Below are 15174 nucleotides of genomic sequence, written 5' to 3'. Positions count from 1 at the left end.
GCCGCGGCGCACCTCCCACGCTCGACGTGCCTCAAACAGCCATGCGCCCCACTCACTCCATGCGCCTCCCCGAAGCCTCGTCATCCGCCGGTATCCGCACCGCGATCGACGTGCCGCTGCCCGGCGCGCTATGCACCGATATCTCGCCGCCCAGCATCAGCGCCCGCTCCCGCATGCCGACCAGCCCAAACGATTTGGCGCGCGGCGCCGTCAAATCGAAGCCGCGCCCGTCGTCGCGTATTTCGAGGTTCCAGTATTGCTCGACCTGTTCGAGCGAAATCGTCACCTCGCTAGCGCCGGCGTGGCGCGCGACATTCGTCAATGCTTCCTGCACGATCCGAAACAGCGCCACGGCGCGCTCTTCGTCGAGCACCAGATTGTCGTCGGGAATTCGCAGGCGGCAGACAACGCGCCCGTCGCGCGAGAACTCGGCCGCGAGCCACTCCAGCGCGGCGACGATGCCCGCATCGAGCGCGGCCGGCCGCAGCGAGGCCACCACGTTGCGCACCACCTGCATGGTGCCGTCCGCGAGACTCAGCAGATCCTGAAACCGTTCAGCCAGGACGGAATTATCCCTGGCGAACTCGATGCGCATCGCCGACACGCCGAGCCGCAGCGCCGTCAGTTGCTGGCCCAGTTCGTCGTGCATCTCGCGGGCGATGCGCTTGCGCTCCTCCTCGCGCGCCGTTTCGCGCAGCGAGGTCAACTCCTGCAACAGCGCATACGATTCGCGCAAGCGGAGTTCGGCTTCCATGCGCGCCGTGATGTCGGTCCAGATCGTCAGCGCGCCACGCGTCTCGCCGTCGGCGTCGTGCTCGGGAACGGCGCTCACGTGCCAGCCGACCGGCTTGCCGTCGCGCTCCCACGTAAGATCCACCTTCGCGCCGATCCCGCTCGTCATCACCTGATCGAGCGTCGCGGTGATCATTTGCAACTCGGGCATCGCGGCGGCCGACAACTCCGCGGGCGTCTTGCCGACGGCATCCGCCGCGCGAATCCCGTTGATCTGTTCGAACCGCGGGTTGACGTAGCTATAGCGACAGTCGCGGTCGTAGCGGACGATCATCTCCGGCGCGTTCTCGGCCAGCGTGCGAAACGCCACCTCGCTCGCGCGCAAGGCGAGTTCGGTGGTTCGCAGCCGCGTCACGTCGCGCGCCACGCCGAGCACGCTGACCACATCGCCCTCCGCGTCTTTCTCGGGAATATGCCGCACCTCGAAGACATGCCAGCCTTCATCGGTCGCCCATAGCGCTTCGTGGTCAGCCGGTTCACCGGTCGCCACCACGCGGCGAACGCTCGCTTCGAGCAGTTCGTTCTGCGCGCTGCTGCCGCCCGTCTGCAATTCGTGAAGCTGCTTGCCGATGAAGTCTTCCTGCGGCATACCGAATGCCTTCGATACACGCGGATTCACATAGGTGTGACGCCCCTCCCGATCGAAGCGGGCGATGAAGTCCGGAAAGCTCTCGGTGAGCGTGCGGAACAGTTGCTCGCTGCGCTTCAGTTCGTCGATGTCGCGGCAGATGGCGAGCACGGTGGCCACCCGGCCGTCGGCGGCGAACTCGGGCACCATCCGCATATGCCCCCAGCGCACTTCGCCCTTGGCATTGCGGAAGCGGATTTCGTCCATGCGTTCGGTGCCGGTCTCGACGACGCGGCGCAGCCGGTCGCGGTACCGCGGCACGTCGACCACGGGCGAGTCGTCGACCGTGCCCGCGTCGGCGGTTTCGTCGATGCCTTGCGGCAGCAGCGCGCGCAGCGCCGGATTCGCGTAGACGCGCCGGCACTCGCGATCGTAGCGGGCGATGTAGTCGGGAGAATGCTCGACCAGCGCGCGGAACGCCTGTCCGCTTGCGTGCAGATGCGCTTCCGCCTTCTTGCGTTCGGTAATGTCGCGTCCGAGCGCCAGCACGCTCGTGATTTCGTCGCGCAGTCCGCGCTCGGCGAGGATGCGGACATGGTGATAGCTCACGCTGCTCGCGCCGTCTTGCAGCGCGAGTTCGAGCGTGCGTTCGGCGCCCGTTTCGAGCGTCGCCGCCAGGGCGCGCTGATAGACGGCGAACTGCGGATCGGCACTGTGTTCGGTCGGCGTGCCGCCAAGCAGATCCTGCAACGGACGGCGAAGTATCGAGGCGAGTCCGGAGTTCGCGTACACGAGCCGGCACTGCGGGTCATAGCGGCAGATGATATCGGGCGTGCTTTCCGCGAGCCGGCGGAACTGCGCTTCCATCTGAAGTTGGCCGATCAGCAGCGCCTCGGTCCGCTTGCGCTCGGTAATGTCGCGCACGAGCGCCAGGTTGTACGGCTCGCCGTCGAACTCGAAATAGCTTGCGTTGATTTCCACCGGCAAGGTGGTGCCGTCCTGGCGCCGCTGTGTCGACTCGACGAGGAGCGAGCCCTTCTCGCGCAACTCCGCCCAGGCCGTTTGCCAGCGCTCGAGGCTCCACTCGGGATCGACGTCCATCACACGCATTCGCAGCAGTTGCGCGTGGTCGTAACCCAGCGTGCGGCAAGCCTCGTCGTTGGCGTAAATGAAGCGCGCGTTCCGGTCGATCAGATAGGCCGCCTCGCGGACCAGATTGAGCGCGCGATTCTTCAGATAGGCGAGCGCATCCGGCTCGGCCGCGGTTCGCTCGACGCGCCCATCGTCCCGCCGCGTTACGGCATCCAGCCCCTGTGGCGGCTCCCGGCTGATCTTTTTCATCGAGTTCCGTGCATATCAGGTCAGAGATTGCGCGATCATCCACGACCGCCGCCGCATGCGCGCCATGCTGCGCAACACCCTCCCGACGGGCGTCTCCCGGACATTCATCGGGCCGGCGCGCCAGTTGAGTATTGGTCAGCGGAAAGGCCGAGGGCACGGTGCGGCTTACCCGGCAAGCATAGCCCAGGAAGATTTGCAGGTGGCGGCTTCAATGGCGGCAGTTGGGGCAAAACGGCCGCATCGGGGTGCAAGCCGCGTTTAAGGATTTCCCTACCCGAAGATCAGCATCGACCTGAGCTTTTTTCTTCATGTCCTGACAGCACCGCGATAACTGTCCACATACGATGGACACACATCAATCGTCCTGCTTGCGCGTGCCGCCATGGTCCCCTATCTGTCCGAACGAGAAAATGCGGTCGAGCACATCAACGCGATCTGTACGCGCCTGTTCGATCGGTGGTGCGAAAGCAGACGGCTCATGCCGCTTACGTATCTGTTGCGAGGCTGGCCGCTGATCAACAGCGATGCGGAAGCGTTCCGCCGCCTCGGCGGCGCGCTGCGCGAATTGCGGCGGCATCCGCTGCACGGTTTGGACCGCGCATCTTTCCAGCAACTGTGCGAGTTGTCGGATTGCGTCGACGATCTGCTCGTCCCCTCCGCGCCGGCAACATGGGCCGCGCACAACGGGTAGTGGAACGTCAGCTCATCCAGTACGCGGCCGGTATGCGGCGGTCGGCGTCGGAGAGATAGGGATTGTCCAGCTCGAAGGTCTTGCGCGACGCGGGCCTCGCGCGCGCCAGCGCGTCCTGAATGTACGGATGCGAGTTGAAGAGCCGCATGTAGGCGCCGTTGCGATACGCCAGGACGAGTCCGCGCTCGATCGCCCCCGCCAGGGCTTCCTGGCCTGTGGCGACGTAAAAAAGAAAATCGGACCGGTATCTCAGCATCAACCTGTTTTCGACGACGAGATCAGGCTCGCGGCGCCCGCGTGCGTCCAGCTCGGCATACGCTTCCACGATGCCGCGCGGAAAGTAATCGACGCGGCCGCTCTGCGTCATCTCGAACATCGTCTCGTAGGTCGAACTCTGAATCGTCAGACCCGCCGCCTTGAGGATGTCGGTGTCGATCCAGCCGAGTCCCTGCCCGCCCGTGAACGCCTGCAGATCCGACAAGCGCTCGATGCGGTCGAAATCCCGTTGCCGGTCCTTCCTTATGATGAATAACCGGTAGCCGATCAGCCCGCGATGGATCGGAATGCGCACGACATTCAGGCCGCGCTCGGCGCGCGCTTCCATGCTCGTCCAATGCAGATTGATCGCACCGTTGCTGTTCGCCAGTTCGGCGAGCGCGCGGCCGCGCTCCATGACGATTTCGGCCTGACGCACGGAATAGGAGACGTTCGCCGTGCTCAACGCCAGGTCGAGGACGGCGAGAGCGAACGCGGCGTGCACGTCGCCGCCCGGACGAATGCGCGGATAGACGATATCGAAGTGGCCGGCCGGCGCGGCATGCGCGCCAAGCGTGACGCCTGTTGCGCCGAGCGCGGCCAGCAGGAAGCGCCTGCGATGCATGGATGGATAGCGTCTCGACACGGGAGGAATGCCGCGCCGGGATTGGCGCATCTCCGCACAGGCACCGAGCCTGTGCGGTTCCCCATCGTGCCACGCGCCACCTATCCTGACAAACCGTAATATCCCGCTGATGCAACGACGGCGGCAGGACGCCGCCGGCAGATCAATGCACCACGCCGAAGATCACGTTGGCGCCTTCAGCGGGAGTCAGGCCCACGTTGAAGTAGCCTTCGAGCCTCACCGCGGTTGCATGATTGAGCACGAACGGCGGCTGGATGAAGCCGCTCGCGAATGCGTGGTCATACCATTCGCTCATCCATGCACGCAATTGCGTCTCGTAGTTCGACAGTTCTCCACAGTTGTCCGCGGTCATCCATGATCTCCCTTGTGGCGGAATGTTCATGTCACGCAACGAATGGTTCGAAGCTCATCCTGCACAGGTTGAGTTCCGGCGGGAAGGCATGCCAGCTACCGTCGTCATGTCTGAAGAAGAACAGCACCAACGGGCCGTCGGGCCGGCTGATCTCGATGCAGGCCCGGCATGTCAGGCCGTCCTGCGAACCGTGCAGCGAGAGCACGCGGACCGGCAGGGTGCCCGCCATGGCCTGCAATTTCTCGCGCAGCCCGCGTAGTAAGCTTGTCGTCGCAACCACGTCCGCCCCCTCGACCATCCGATTCGCATTGAATCATCGTGAGCCAATGCAAGACGCTTTTCAGTCGGCGGCGGCGGATTGTGAAGTCAGGAAATGCTGGTTAAAGGTTCAGGATTCCCCTAAAGGCGTCTGTCACTCCGCAACGAGGCCATGCCGGATCGCATAGCGGATCAACTCGGCGTTGTTGGTGAGGCCGAGTTTCTGCATGAGACGCATCTTGTGGGTGCTGATCGTCTTGGCGCTGAGCGAGCACGATTCGGCGATGTCGTTGATGCTTTGGCCCGCCGACAGCATCCGCAATACCTGGAATTCGCGGTCCGACAGGATCTCGTGCGGCGGCGCATCGCCCGAATGCGTCTCGAACACCATTGCGTCCACCAGCTTGGGATCGATGAAGCGGCCGCCGGCGGCCAGCTTGCGGATCGCGGTGAGCAGCACCTCCGGGTCGCTGTCCTTCGTCACGTAGCCGGTCGCGCCGGCCCGCAGCGCGCGCGACACCACTTGCGCCTCGTTGTGGATGCTCAGCACCAGCACCGGCAGGCGCGGCTCCTCGGCGCGCACCCGACGGATCAGATCGACCCCGCTGATGCCCGGCATCGTCATGTCGAGCAGCATGAGATCGAACTGCCCCGTGCGCAGACGTTCGAGCACTTCGGAGCCTTGCGCGGCCTCGGCGGCGACGACGATATCGGTGGTCGTCGCGATGATCTGTTTCAGGCCGCCGCGCACAATCGCGTGGTCGTCAGCAATCAGGATGTGGATCATTTTGGGTCCCGCCTGCGAGCGGAATGTGGATGGAAATGGCCGTGCCCATGCCGGGTGCGCTGTCGATCGTCATCTCGCCGCCGATCAGCCGGGCGCGTTCCTGCATGCCGAGCAGGCCGTATGAATAACCCATGTGCGCCTTCTCCGGCTCGAAACCGCAGCCGTCGTCGCTTACGTGAAGGTCGAGCGTCGCCTCGGTGCTGGTCAGCGTCACGTCGGCCCGGGTGGCGTCCGCATGGCGCCCGATGTTGGTGAGCGAAGCCTGAACGATGCGGAATACCGCCGTGGCGTAGGCATCCGGCAGCACCGGCTCGCCGCCGTTGATGTGCAACTGGCACGGAATGCTGTTGCGCCGGCCGAAGTCCTCGATCAACCACTCGAGCGCGGAAACGATGCCGAAGTTTAACGCCGCGGGCCGCAGATGGTTAGCGACATTGCGGACCATCCAGATCGTTTTCTCGACCAGCTCGCGCATGTCGTCCGCCTTGCGGATCGCGTCGGGATCGGCGCCGAGACGCATCTTCAGCAACGAGACGTCCATCTTCAGCGCGGTCAGCAACTGCCCGAGTTCGTCGTGAATCTCCAGCGCGATGCGCTTGCGCTCCTCCTCGCGAATCGCTTCCATGTAGGCGGACAATTCGCGCAATTGCTCGCGCGATTCGAGCAGTTCCTGCTCGATGCGCTTGCGCGCCGTGATGTCGTTCAGCCCCACGTAGATCGCGGGCGAGTCGCCGAACGTTCCCACACGCGCGGTCGCCATCGCCCAGAACTCGGTGCCGTCCGAGCGCCGCAAATGGACCTCGGAGTTGCGAAAGCTGCCCTCGCGGCGCAAATGCGTCACCAGCCGGTCGCGGTCGCTCGCATTCACATAGAAGTCGACGATATTGACGAGCGTGCCGGCGCGCACCTCGAGCCCGAACAGTTCGCGCAGCGGCTCGTTCGCATAGAGGATGACGCCTTCCGGCATCGACGTGATGCACAGCGGGATAGGGCTCGTCTCGACAATCGTTCGAAAGCGCGCCTCGCTGGACAGCAGTTTCGCTTCGGCGCGGCGGCGCTCGTCGACCTGGGCGGACAGCCTTGCATTCGACTGCGCGAGCTGCTGCGTGCGCTGCTCGACCCGCTGTTCGAGTTCATCGCGCGCGCGCGACAGAGCCGCCTCCGCCCGCATGCGCACCGCCACTTCGCTCAGCAGTTGGCGGTTCTGCTCGACCAGTTGCCGGTGCATGCCGCGCAGCGCCAGATGCGTCTCGATGCGCGCCATCATTTCATCGACCTGCACCGGCTTCGTCACATAATCGACGCCGCCGGCCGAAAAGCCCTCGATCATGTCCTCGCTGCCCGTCAACGAGGTCATGAAAATCACCGCGATGTCGCGCGTGCGCTCATCCGCCTTGAGCCGCCTGCAAGTCTCGAAACCGTTGATGCCGGGCATCGTCACGTCGAGCAGGATCAGATCGGGCTGCGAAAACAATGCGCGCTCCAGCGCCTCCTCGCCGTCGAGCGCAACCAGCACGCGATAGCCGCGGTTCACCAGGCTGTCGACCACCACGCCGAAGTTCGCGGGTGTGTCGTCGGCGATGAGAATCGTCGGCCGCTCGCCGGTATCCGCGCCTTGCTCGCTCATGGCTGTAGCTCGCCGCTCATATGCCGCTCCACCAGTTGCAGGATCGCCCTCGACTGATACCCCCTCGCGAGCGCGCTGAGTTGCGCCGCGAACGGTCGATGGCGCCCATCGAGCGCCGCGATGCCCTCGGACCACGCGACGATGGCCTGCATGTCGCCGAGGCGCGCGAGTCGATGGAGTTCGCTCATCTGCTCGGGCGGCACAGGCAATGACGACGACGATGACGAATGAGCGAACGCCTCCTCGCACGTGGACGGGCACGGCGGCGCATAAATCCAGTGTAGGCGCAGCAGCGTGGCGATCTGCGTCAACAAGGCGTCGAACTCGACCGGCTTCGAGACGAACCCGCTCACGCCGGCAGCGACGCTCATCGCCTTGTCGCTGCCCGACGAACTGGCGGACATCGCAATGATCGGAACGCTCGCGAAGTCGTCCAGCCGACGCAGGCTGCGCGCCAATTCGAGCCCGTTCATGCCGGGCATCACGATGTCGGTGAGGATCAGTTCGGGCCGTTCGCGTTGCGCCTTCTCGAACCCGTCGCGGCCGCTGTGCGCCTCGACGGTGTCGAAGCCGAGGCGGCCTAGCAGATCGACCACCACCGCGCGATTGACCTCCACGTCGTCGACGATCAGCACTTTCCTGCGCGGACCGTCGTAACCGGTGAGCCGATGCGGAAGCGGCGCGGGCGCTATCGTCGGGAACGTGATTGCCGCAACGCCGGCCTGCTCCAGTTCGAACCAGAAGGCGCTGCCCCGCCCTGGCTCGCTTTCGACCGCGATCTCGCCGCCCATCGCGCGCACGAACTGCCGGCTGATCGCGAGGCCGAGGCCGGTCCCGCCGGCGCGCCGCTCAGGCGCGCCCAGTTGCTCGAACGGCTCGAAGATGCTCGCCAACTGGTCGGGACCGATTCCAATGCCGGTATCGCGAATGTCGAAACGAACGCGACCCGACGCGGCTTGGGAGATATGCAGGCTGACGCCGCCGCGATCGGTGAACTTCACCGCGTTCGCCAGCAGGTTGAGCAACACCTGCCGCAAGCGCCGCTCGTCGGCACGCACGCCGGCGGGCGCGTCGGCGTCGATTTCGCAGACGAAAGCGAGCCCCTTCTGCTCCGCCTTCACGCCGATGATGTCCCGAATCACGTCGACGAGCGCCGCCAGCGGCACGTCGCAAATCTCCACGCGCAGCTTGCCCGCTTCGATCCGCGCGAAATCCAGCGCGTCCTCGATCAACGTCAGCAGATGTTCGCCGCTGCGGCGGATCACCGCGACACGCTGCTGCTGCAACTCGTTGAGCGTCGTGTCGCGTCCGAGTATCTGCGCATAGCCGAGAATGCCGTTCAGCGGCGTGCGGAGTTCATGGCTCATATTCGCGAGGAATTCGCCCTTGGCGCGGTTGGCCGCCTCGGCCAGGTGGCGCGCTTCGCGCTCGGCCGCCGCGTCGCGTTCGTCGAGATACGCGTGATGCAGACGCTCGCCCATCGCATTGAACGCGGCCACCATGCGGTCGAGTTCGTCGGGCTCACGCGGGCCGCGGCGCGGCAAGGTGAACGGCCGATGCGGCTCGCGGAAATCGTAGCGTCCCACCGTGCGCGCGATCGCCGCGACATGCCGCATGACGAGGCGCGACAGAATGTAGATCGTGAAGAGCGAAACGAGGAACGTGTTGGCGGCCTGGGTCAGCAGAATCGTCACGGCGGCGTGGGTCAGCTCGTGATAAAGATCGGCAAGCGTCGCCTCGACGTAAAGCCGGCCGATCTCGCGCTCCTTGCCCTGCACGCTGTAGACGAGCGGAAACTCGCGCACGATCACCGGACCGGCGGTGCGCCGCCCGGCGCTCAGGAAAGCGGGCCCGTGCGGCTTGCCCGTCTCGCGAATCTCCACCGCGCGGACATCGGCCATGCGCAAGATGCCGTTCAGTTCCAGTTGGAGTTGCGCATTGTCGAGCCGCCATAGCGCTTCGGCGAGGCTGTCGCGATTGCTGCGCTCGATGTCCGCGAGGCGGTTTTCGATCTGTTCCACGCCGCGGTGGTAGTCGCGGTAAAGCTGCAATCCGGTCAGCAATAGCGTGACCGCGCAACTGAAGAGCAGCACGGTTGCGAAGAGCCGCAACACGACGCTGCTTCGGAAGCGGCCAACCGAATTCCACCATGCGTCGAACATGCTGTCTGCCATACGTCCCCGCGAGTGCTACGGTTCTTGTCTCGTCTATTCTGCACTCGTTGCCAAAGCGGAGTCCATGCACGCCGCTCGTCGCGCCAGCAAAGACGCGGGGTGACGGTTATCGCCTAGTGCAGCATGTTCGGCATGCGCAGCGAGGGATTCGGCAGAATCTCGTCGATACATAAAGCCAGTTCGCAGAATATCGGCCAGATGCGGCCGTCCAATGCCCCCGGGTGCGCCCTGCTCAGTTCGCGCAAGCCGTCGGCCAGCCGCCGCAAGGAGGCGGGTTGATTGTCCGGCAAGGGCCAGCAGTGCAACAGATAGCCAAGCGGTATGACGCTTCTGCTTTCGCACCACGTGTCGAAGAGCCGCAGGCATGCGCTGTTGACCTGCGCAACTGCATCGTCGTGGTCTGCCGGGTGACCGGTCATAACGGGACCGCCGAAAAGAAAATTCGATAGCCCATCCTAGAGGGGCCAAGAGCCGCTCACAGTAAGGAACGCCGGAAAAATGCGCAGGCGGTCTCCTGAATCTGGTGTCAGGAAATCCCGAATGTGAATGCCCGTGCTGGAAGCGGTACCGGCCAGCGCCAGGCGCCGCGAATCGGCGCGCCGGCAGGCACCTGGAATCAAGCGATCTCAGACAGCCGGCGCGGCGCAAACCGCCTGGCGTTCGTTTGCCTCATGCACGGCCGCATCGGCTGAGGTTGTCGTGCTCGCCAACGGCAAGCGCACCACGAACTCCGCGCCGCAACCGGGACCGTCCGAGAACGCCTCGACGGCGCCGCCATGATTCGCGACGATGTCGCGCACCACCGACAATCCCAGCCCGAGACCGTTGGCGCCCGACGCACAAGCGCCGAGTCCGCGCTCGTATGGCTCGAAGATGCTCGCCAGTTCGCCGGGCGCGATGCCGATGCCGTGATCGCGCACGCGGACATAGCAGTAACGTCCGGCGCGAGACACCGCGACGTCGACGGCATGCTCCGCCGCCGAATACTTGAGCGCATTCACCATCAGGTTGCCGAACACCTGCGTGAGCTTGCCGAAGTGGCCCTGCACGACGAGCGGCGCGTGGCCTTTCACCAGACGGATCGGCGCATGGTCGGGAAACCCCGCTTCGGCGACCTGAATGCAATGCGCGATCAGATCGTCGATATCCACAGGCTCGGGCTGAGCGCTTCCTGTCTCCGGCGACGCGCGCGGCGGCTCCGCCAGCGCGGGCGCGTGCACATTGGCGAATTCGGCTTGAGCCGGCTCCATCAATTGCTGGGCCAGTTCGCCAAGCAGGCTGGCTTGCCGCGATAGCAGCAGCGCATAGCGCTTGAGTTGGTCGTCGTGGCCGTACTGCGTGTTCAGCAAATGGGCGAGCAAGCCAAGCGGCGTGATTGCATTGCGAATCTCATGACCGATCATCGGACCCATGGCGCGGTCTTTCGCTTCATCGCGCGCGGCGCCAAAGGATGCGATTGGCGGCTGCCGCACGCCTTGCCTCGCGGCCTGCGTGCGTGAACGCTCCAGGGGTTCGGCGCGCGGCTCGATGGTCGCATCGTGAAGGCGCGCGATTTCCTGGCTCTGCGCGCTGCGCAGCCGTTGCACGCAGTAAGTGCACAAGCCGATGATCGGCCGCGACGCGAGCCTGTCTTTCAATGACGCTTCGTAGTCGAGCAGCGCGATCCAATCGGTGCTTTCGTCGCAGACGGCGTCGCCGGCCACCCGCAGCCCTTCGAAGCCGCGCCCCAGCGCCTCGTTGATCGCGGCCGACCACAAGCCGACCGTGGCGCCGCCATTGAAGCCGCTTTTAGGCCGCGCGTAGAGTTGCGCGCCGTCGAGAATTTGCAGTTGACCCGCATCGATATAGTCCGCGAGCGCGGGCTCGGTTCGCGTGAGCATGTAACGGGCTTTGTCGGGTCCGAGCAAAGCGGGCGCGACCCACACGCCGACTTCGTGATTGGCGAGTCCCGCGTGCAGGAAATCCGCCGTGACGCTGAGTAATTCGCTACGCGATTCGTAGAAGTGACACAGATGGGTGCCCCAGGAAATGGGCCCAAGCGCGGAAAAACCGCTTTGACGAGTTCCGGTGGTCATCGCTTCCCTGAAAGTACGTGGGCCAAGAACCACAGGCGCGCTAAGCCGAAACCTGTTGCCCGCGCGCTCGAAAATAAAACAAGGTGGCGGCACCTCGCGCGCGCGTCCACCGCATCCTGAAGAAGAGGATGCGGAAACAGCCGCGTTCGGGCTCCGCTATATGGGATTTACCAGCAGTCTCAAAGTACGTGACGGCGATTGTAGAAAGAATAGTTGTTTTCCCTAGTCACGTTTTTTCATACGAAAAGAATAGGTTTGTTCATACGCATGTCAATCTGCGCCGCTAGTGCCGGGCGTGGTTTGCGGAGGCGTTTCGCGATTCGCGGCGGTGACGAGTTGCAGCGGTGTTTCGATCGTCCTCGACAACTCGTTCTGCTTCTTCAGTTCGGTCACCGCCTTCAACGCCACGTCGATGCCGAACACCGCCTGCCTGTCGGCGAACTGATTGACCGTCGCGAGTACGCGGCCATCGGCGATCAGCGGCTTGATCGCCGCGATGTCGTTATAGCCGGTGACATAAACGCTGCCGGTTCTGCCGGCGTCGCGAACGGCGTCGGCCGCGCCCATCGCCATGTTGTCGTTGCCGCACAAGAGGCCGCGCATGCGCGGATAGGCGCCGAGCATTTTCGACGCGGCGTCCCGTCCCTTGCCGTATTCCCACTCGCCGGTCTCGACGGCGACGACGTTCACGCCTGCCGCTCGCATCGCATCGTTGTAGCCGGCCGTGCGTTGCTGCGCATTGCGATCCGCCGAACTGCCCTCGATGATGCCGACCTGATCGCCCGCCGCGAGCCGCCTTGCCAGATAGTTTCCCACCAGCATCGCGCCCTTGCGATTGTTCGGACCGACGAACGGCACGGAAATGCCGGCTGCCTGCTGCGACGCGTCGTCGAGCGGATTGTCGATCGTGACCATGATGATGCCCGCCCTGATTCCCCGCGCGACGACCGACGTCAACGCCTTCGAGTGGGTCGGCGCGATGACGATCGCGCTCATCCTGGCCTTGATCATCTCCTCCACCATTTGAACCTGCGCGGACGTGTCGGTCTCGGTTGCCGTGCCCCGCACGGTCAAGCTGAACTGCGAAGCGAAATGCTGCTGGTAGTTACGCGCGGCCTGCTCCATTGCCACGGTGAACGGATCGGCGAGCGACTTCAACACGAGCGCGAGGTTGGCCTTGCCGCCCGGAACCGCGCCGACACGCGCCGCGCCAGTCACGCCGGCGGCAGCCAGCGCGCCGGCAAACACCACGCGGCGGCGCATTCTCTGCATCATGGCTTCTCTCCTCGTCGGCACAGCCGGTGAACGGCCGTTTTGCATAGGGGCGAAAGCGGCTTTAACTGTCCGCCACGCCGCGGCGTTCCGCTCATCATTGAACTTGCAGCGCCAGCAAGGCGGAAGCGATTTCATCGAACAACGGGCGGCTGTCGATATCTTCGCTCAGGCAATTGTCCTTCAGTTCGATCAGCTTCGTTGCGGCGTGCGCCTGCGCATCTCGCCAGTCGCAGCGGTCGATCAGTTCTTCGAGCAGGCAACCATACGCCCGCACTTCCAGGCGCTGAAGCGCGACGCCGCCGGCGCGATCGTCGGCGGCATAAAACGATGCCGCGCCGAAATCGCCCAGCAGCGCGCGCCCCTGCCCGCCGTGCAGAATATTGTGCGCGTACAGATCGCCGTGCATCACGCCGCGCGCATGCAAATGACTCGCCGCCGACGCGATGCCGTATGCGATGCCCCATGCGCAGGCGAGGTCGAAGCGTGTGTGCGCGCCATAAATGTCGCGTGTGCATGAATCAAGGCTCGGAGGACCGGCGAGATTGCCGAAGCGCGGATCGATCAATTCCATCACCAGACCATGCGAGCCGGCCGGATGGTCTTGCACTTTTCCCGCTACCGGAATCAGGTTGGGATGATCGCCCGCGCGAATGCAGGCGGCCATCTCGCAGTCGGGCAAACCATCGCTCGTCACCGCGCCCTTGAACAGTTTGACCGCGACCGGCCGCGGCGCGCCGCTTTCCTGATCGAGAAGCGCCGCACGATAGATCACGCCCGACGCACCCTCGCCCAATTGCTGTTCGAGTTTCAACGCGTCCCATTGAATATCGGCGATCGGCGTGTCGCTCAACGCCGCCGTCTCCAGCGCTTCGCTGAACGGATTGCCGGCATACGCCAGCCACGACAGCCGCGGCAGACGCAATAGCCACGCCGGCAGTCCGTCGAGTCGATTCGCCGCGAGACGCAGCAGTTCGAGCCGCGTGCAGGCGGCCAGTTCATCGGGAAGCGCGCGCAGCCGGTTGCCGGCCAGCATCAGCTTCTGCAACCGCGCACAGCCGCCGATTTCGGGCGGCAGCGCATCGATCTCGTTGTCGGTGAGGATCAGCCAACGCAGTTGCGGCGCAAGCGCCTTGCCCGACACCTGGCGAATGCGGTTCGCCTTGAAGCCGACCATGCTCAATTGCGAGCACTGGCCCAGCACTTCGGGCAACTCGGTGAACGGGTTGTCGGAGGCGAAGAGAATGCGCAACCTGGCGAGTCGCGGCAAATCGTCGGGCAGCGTGGTGAGCGCATTGCCCGACAAGTCGAGAACTTCCAGCGTGTCGGCCAGATCGAAAATCTCGCGTGGAAATTCGCTGAGTCCGCACGCTAGTTTCAGGTGACGCGTGCCCGCCAGTTGTCCGGCCCGCAGTTGTTCGAGTGTCGTGTTCAAAGTCGTGGAAGAGATGTCCGGTTGCCGCTGCGTGTCGTAGCGAAGCTGTCAATTCTACTGAGTCGCGGCCGGCGCAAGAACCGACGTGCGGAATCGACAAGGCTTTTCGCGCATAATCGGCCAATGAACGGACAAATGCGCCGCGCGAGGAGCAGATGCGCGGCGGTCGCAAGAATTGAACGGCAATATTCGGAGCGCGCAGTGACCTACGCATTCAAGTTGATGGACTCGCCCGTCGGCCAGTTGAAACTCGTCGCCAGCGGCGAGCGGTTGACCGCCATTTTGTGGGAGAACGACAAGCCGAACCGCGTGCGTCTCGGCGCGATGATCGAAGCGAACGACCGCCCGATCCTGATCGACACGGAGCGTCAATTGAACGAGTACTTTGCCGGCACGCGGCGGAAGTTCGACCTCGCGCTCGACTTTCAGGGAACCGACTTCCAGAAGAAAGTATGGGAAGCGCTGTTGACGATCCCGTTCGGCCAGACGCGCAGCTACACCGAAATCGCACTGCAGGTCGGCAACCTCAACGCGGTGCGCGCCGTCGGCGCGGCGAACGGCAGGAATCCGATTTCCATCATCGCGCCGTGCCATCGCGTGATCGGCGCGTCCGGCGAGTTGACCGGCTTCGCCGGCGGATTGGCGAACAAGATGCTGCTGCTGTCGCTCGAAGCCGGGCAGACTTCGCTGGAAGCGGCGGCTAACGTGGAGACCGTGGAAGGCAATCGCCACGCACCGCAAACACCGCAAGCGGAACACGCGCCGAAGAAACCCGCGCGCCCGGCGCCGGGTCGCGGAACCCAGGCCTCGTTGTTCGGAAACTGACCACGCGCGGCGGGGCCGTTGCGATGAATCATCGAGCACCCGACAACACAAAGACAGCCTCGGCCATCGCCGCCGC

At 64.5% G+C, this 15174-nt stretch carries 13 protein-coding genes; 2 read left to right on the top strand and 11 right to left on the bottom strand.

All coding sequences use genetic code 11. The features are described 5' to 3' along the window. Positions 1-52: 52 nt before the first annotated feature. On the bottom strand, positions 53-2701 hold the full coding sequence (locus ACOCG7_RS02070; RefSeq protein WP_083082252.1) for a PAS domain S-box protein: 2649 nt from the start codon (positions 2699-2701) through the stop codon (positions 53-55). Between the two features lie 478 nt (positions 2702-3179). Here ACOCG7_RS02070 and ACOCG7_RS02065 point away from each other — a divergent pair, with 478 nt between their 5' ends. Then, positions 3180-3392, top strand: coding sequence for a hypothetical protein (locus tag ACOCG7_RS02065; RefSeq protein WP_310122418.1), 213 nt, complete (start codon positions 3180-3182; stop codon positions 3390-3392). Between the two features lie 7 nt (positions 3393-3399). Here ACOCG7_RS02065 and ACOCG7_RS02060 read toward each other — a convergent pair whose 3' ends face one another. From ACOCG7_RS02060 to ACOCG7_RS02015, 10 genes are all read right to left on the bottom strand, one after another. After that, positions 3400-4272 carry a hypothetical protein gene (locus tag ACOCG7_RS02060; protein WP_083082249.1) on the bottom strand — a complete coding sequence of 291 codons (873 nt, stop codon included), beginning with the start codon at positions 4270-4272 and terminating at the stop codon, positions 3400-3402. A 163-nt stretch (positions 4273-4435) separates the two neighbouring features. Continuing rightward, a complete protein-coding gene (locus ACOCG7_RS02055; RefSeq protein ID WP_073428668.1) occupies positions 4436-4645 on the bottom strand; it encodes a hypothetical protein in 210 nt (69 codons plus the stop codon). Positions 4646-4676: 31 nt separating this feature from the next. After that, complete coding sequence (locus ACOCG7_RS02050; RefSeq protein ID WP_073428669.1) at positions 4677-4943, bottom strand: hypothetical protein; 267 nt, start codon at positions 4941-4943, stop codon at positions 4677-4679. 114 nt (positions 4944-5057) lie between these two features. Beyond that, positions 5058-5690, bottom strand: coding sequence for a response regulator (locus tag ACOCG7_RS02045; protein WP_073428670.1), 633 nt, complete (start codon positions 5688-5690; stop codon positions 5058-5060). Continuing rightward, on the bottom strand, positions 5668-7317 hold the full coding sequence (locus ACOCG7_RS02040) for a response regulator (RefSeq protein ID WP_073428671.1): 1650 nt from the start codon (positions 7315-7317) through the stop codon (positions 5668-5670). The genes ACOCG7_RS02045 and ACOCG7_RS02040 overlap by 23 nt, the downstream gene beginning before the upstream one ends. Beyond that, positions 7314-9491, bottom strand: coding sequence for an ATP-binding protein (locus ACOCG7_RS02035; protein WP_073428672.1), 2178 nt, complete (start codon positions 9489-9491; stop codon positions 7314-7316). Before ACOCG7_RS02035 ends, ACOCG7_RS02040 begins: the two co-directional genes overlap by 4 nt. 113 nt (positions 9492-9604) lie before the next feature. Then, positions 9605-9910, bottom strand: a complete 306-nt coding sequence (locus ACOCG7_RS02030) for a hypothetical protein (protein ID WP_073428673.1) — start codon at positions 9908-9910, stop codon at positions 9605-9607. 207 nt (positions 9911-10117) lie between these two features. Continuing rightward, positions 10118-11566, bottom strand: a complete 1449-nt coding sequence (locus tag ACOCG7_RS02025; RefSeq protein ID WP_421376639.1) for an MEDS domain-containing protein — start codon at positions 11564-11566, stop codon at positions 10118-10120. Between the two features lie 270 nt (positions 11567-11836). Next, positions 11837-12841 (bottom strand): substrate-binding domain-containing protein, encoded by a 1005-nt coding sequence (locus ACOCG7_RS02020; protein ID WP_083082245.1) that lies wholly within the window; start codon positions 12839-12841, stop codon positions 11837-11839. 94 nt (positions 12842-12935) lie between these two features. Beyond that, positions 12936-14273: a leucine-rich repeat-containing protein kinase family protein gene (locus ACOCG7_RS02015; RefSeq protein ID WP_073428676.1), complete on the bottom strand. Its 1338-nt coding sequence runs from the start codon at positions 14271-14273 to the stop codon at positions 12936-12938. A gap of 201 nt (positions 14274-14474) precedes the next feature. On the opposite strand from ACOCG7_RS02015, the gene ACOCG7_RS02010 reads away from it, so the two are divergent. Continuing rightward, positions 14475-15098: a methylated-DNA--[protein]-cysteine S-methyltransferase gene (locus ACOCG7_RS02010; protein WP_073428813.1), complete on the top strand. Its 624-nt coding sequence runs from the start codon at positions 14475-14477 to the stop codon at positions 15096-15098. Positions 15099-15174: the final 76 nt, after the last annotated feature.

It is taken from the genome of Paraburkholderia sp. DD10 (assembly GCF_049177125.1).
GTDB lineage: Bacteria > Pseudomonadota > Gammaproteobacteria > Burkholderiales > Burkholderiaceae > Paraburkholderia > Paraburkholderia terricola.
This window is presented reverse-complemented; position numbering and strand designations above follow the sequence as displayed.

Bases quoted from the DNA above. Each gene is read 5' to 3' on its own strand.
- ACOCG7_RS02070 (WP_083082252.1), bottom strand. From the start codon at position 2,701: ATGAAAAAGATCAGCCGGGAGCCGCCACAGGGGCTGGATGCCGTAACG.
- ACOCG7_RS02065 (WP_310122418.1), top strand. From the start codon at position 3,180: ATGCCGCTTACGTATCTGTTGCGAGGCTGGCCGCTGATCAACAGCGAT.
- ACOCG7_RS02060 (WP_083082249.1), bottom strand. From the start codon at position 4,272: ATGCATCGCAGGCGCTTCCTGCTGGCCGCGCTCGGCGCAACAGGCGTC.
- ACOCG7_RS02055 (WP_073428668.1), bottom strand. From the start codon at position 4,645: ATGACCGCGGACAACTGTGGAGAACTGTCGAACTACGAGACGCAATTG.
- ACOCG7_RS02050 (WP_073428669.1), bottom strand. From the start codon at position 4,943: ATGGTCGAGGGGGCGGACGTGGTTGCGACGACAAGCTTACTACGCGGG.
- ACOCG7_RS02045 (WP_073428670.1), bottom strand. From the start codon at position 5,690: ATGATCCACATCCTGATTGCTGACGACCACGCGATTGTGCGCGGCGGC.
- ACOCG7_RS02040 (WP_073428671.1), bottom strand. From the start codon at position 7,317: ATGAGCGAGCAAGGCGCGGATACCGGCGAGCGGCCGACGATTCTCATC.
- ACOCG7_RS02035 (WP_073428672.1), bottom strand. From the start codon at position 9,491: ATGGCAGACAGCATGTTCGACGCATGGTGGAATTCGGTTGGCCGCTTC.
- ACOCG7_RS02030 (WP_073428673.1), bottom strand. From the start codon at position 9,910: ATGACCGGTCACCCGGCAGACCACGACGATGCAGTTGCGCAGGTCAAC.
- ACOCG7_RS02025 (WP_421376639.1), bottom strand. From the start codon at position 11,566: ATGACCACCGGAACTCGTCAAAGCGGTTTTTCCGCGCTTGGGCCCATT.
- ACOCG7_RS02020 (WP_083082245.1), bottom strand. From the start codon at position 12,841: ATGATGCAGAGAATGCGCCGCCGCGTGGTGTTTGCCGGCGCGCTGGCT.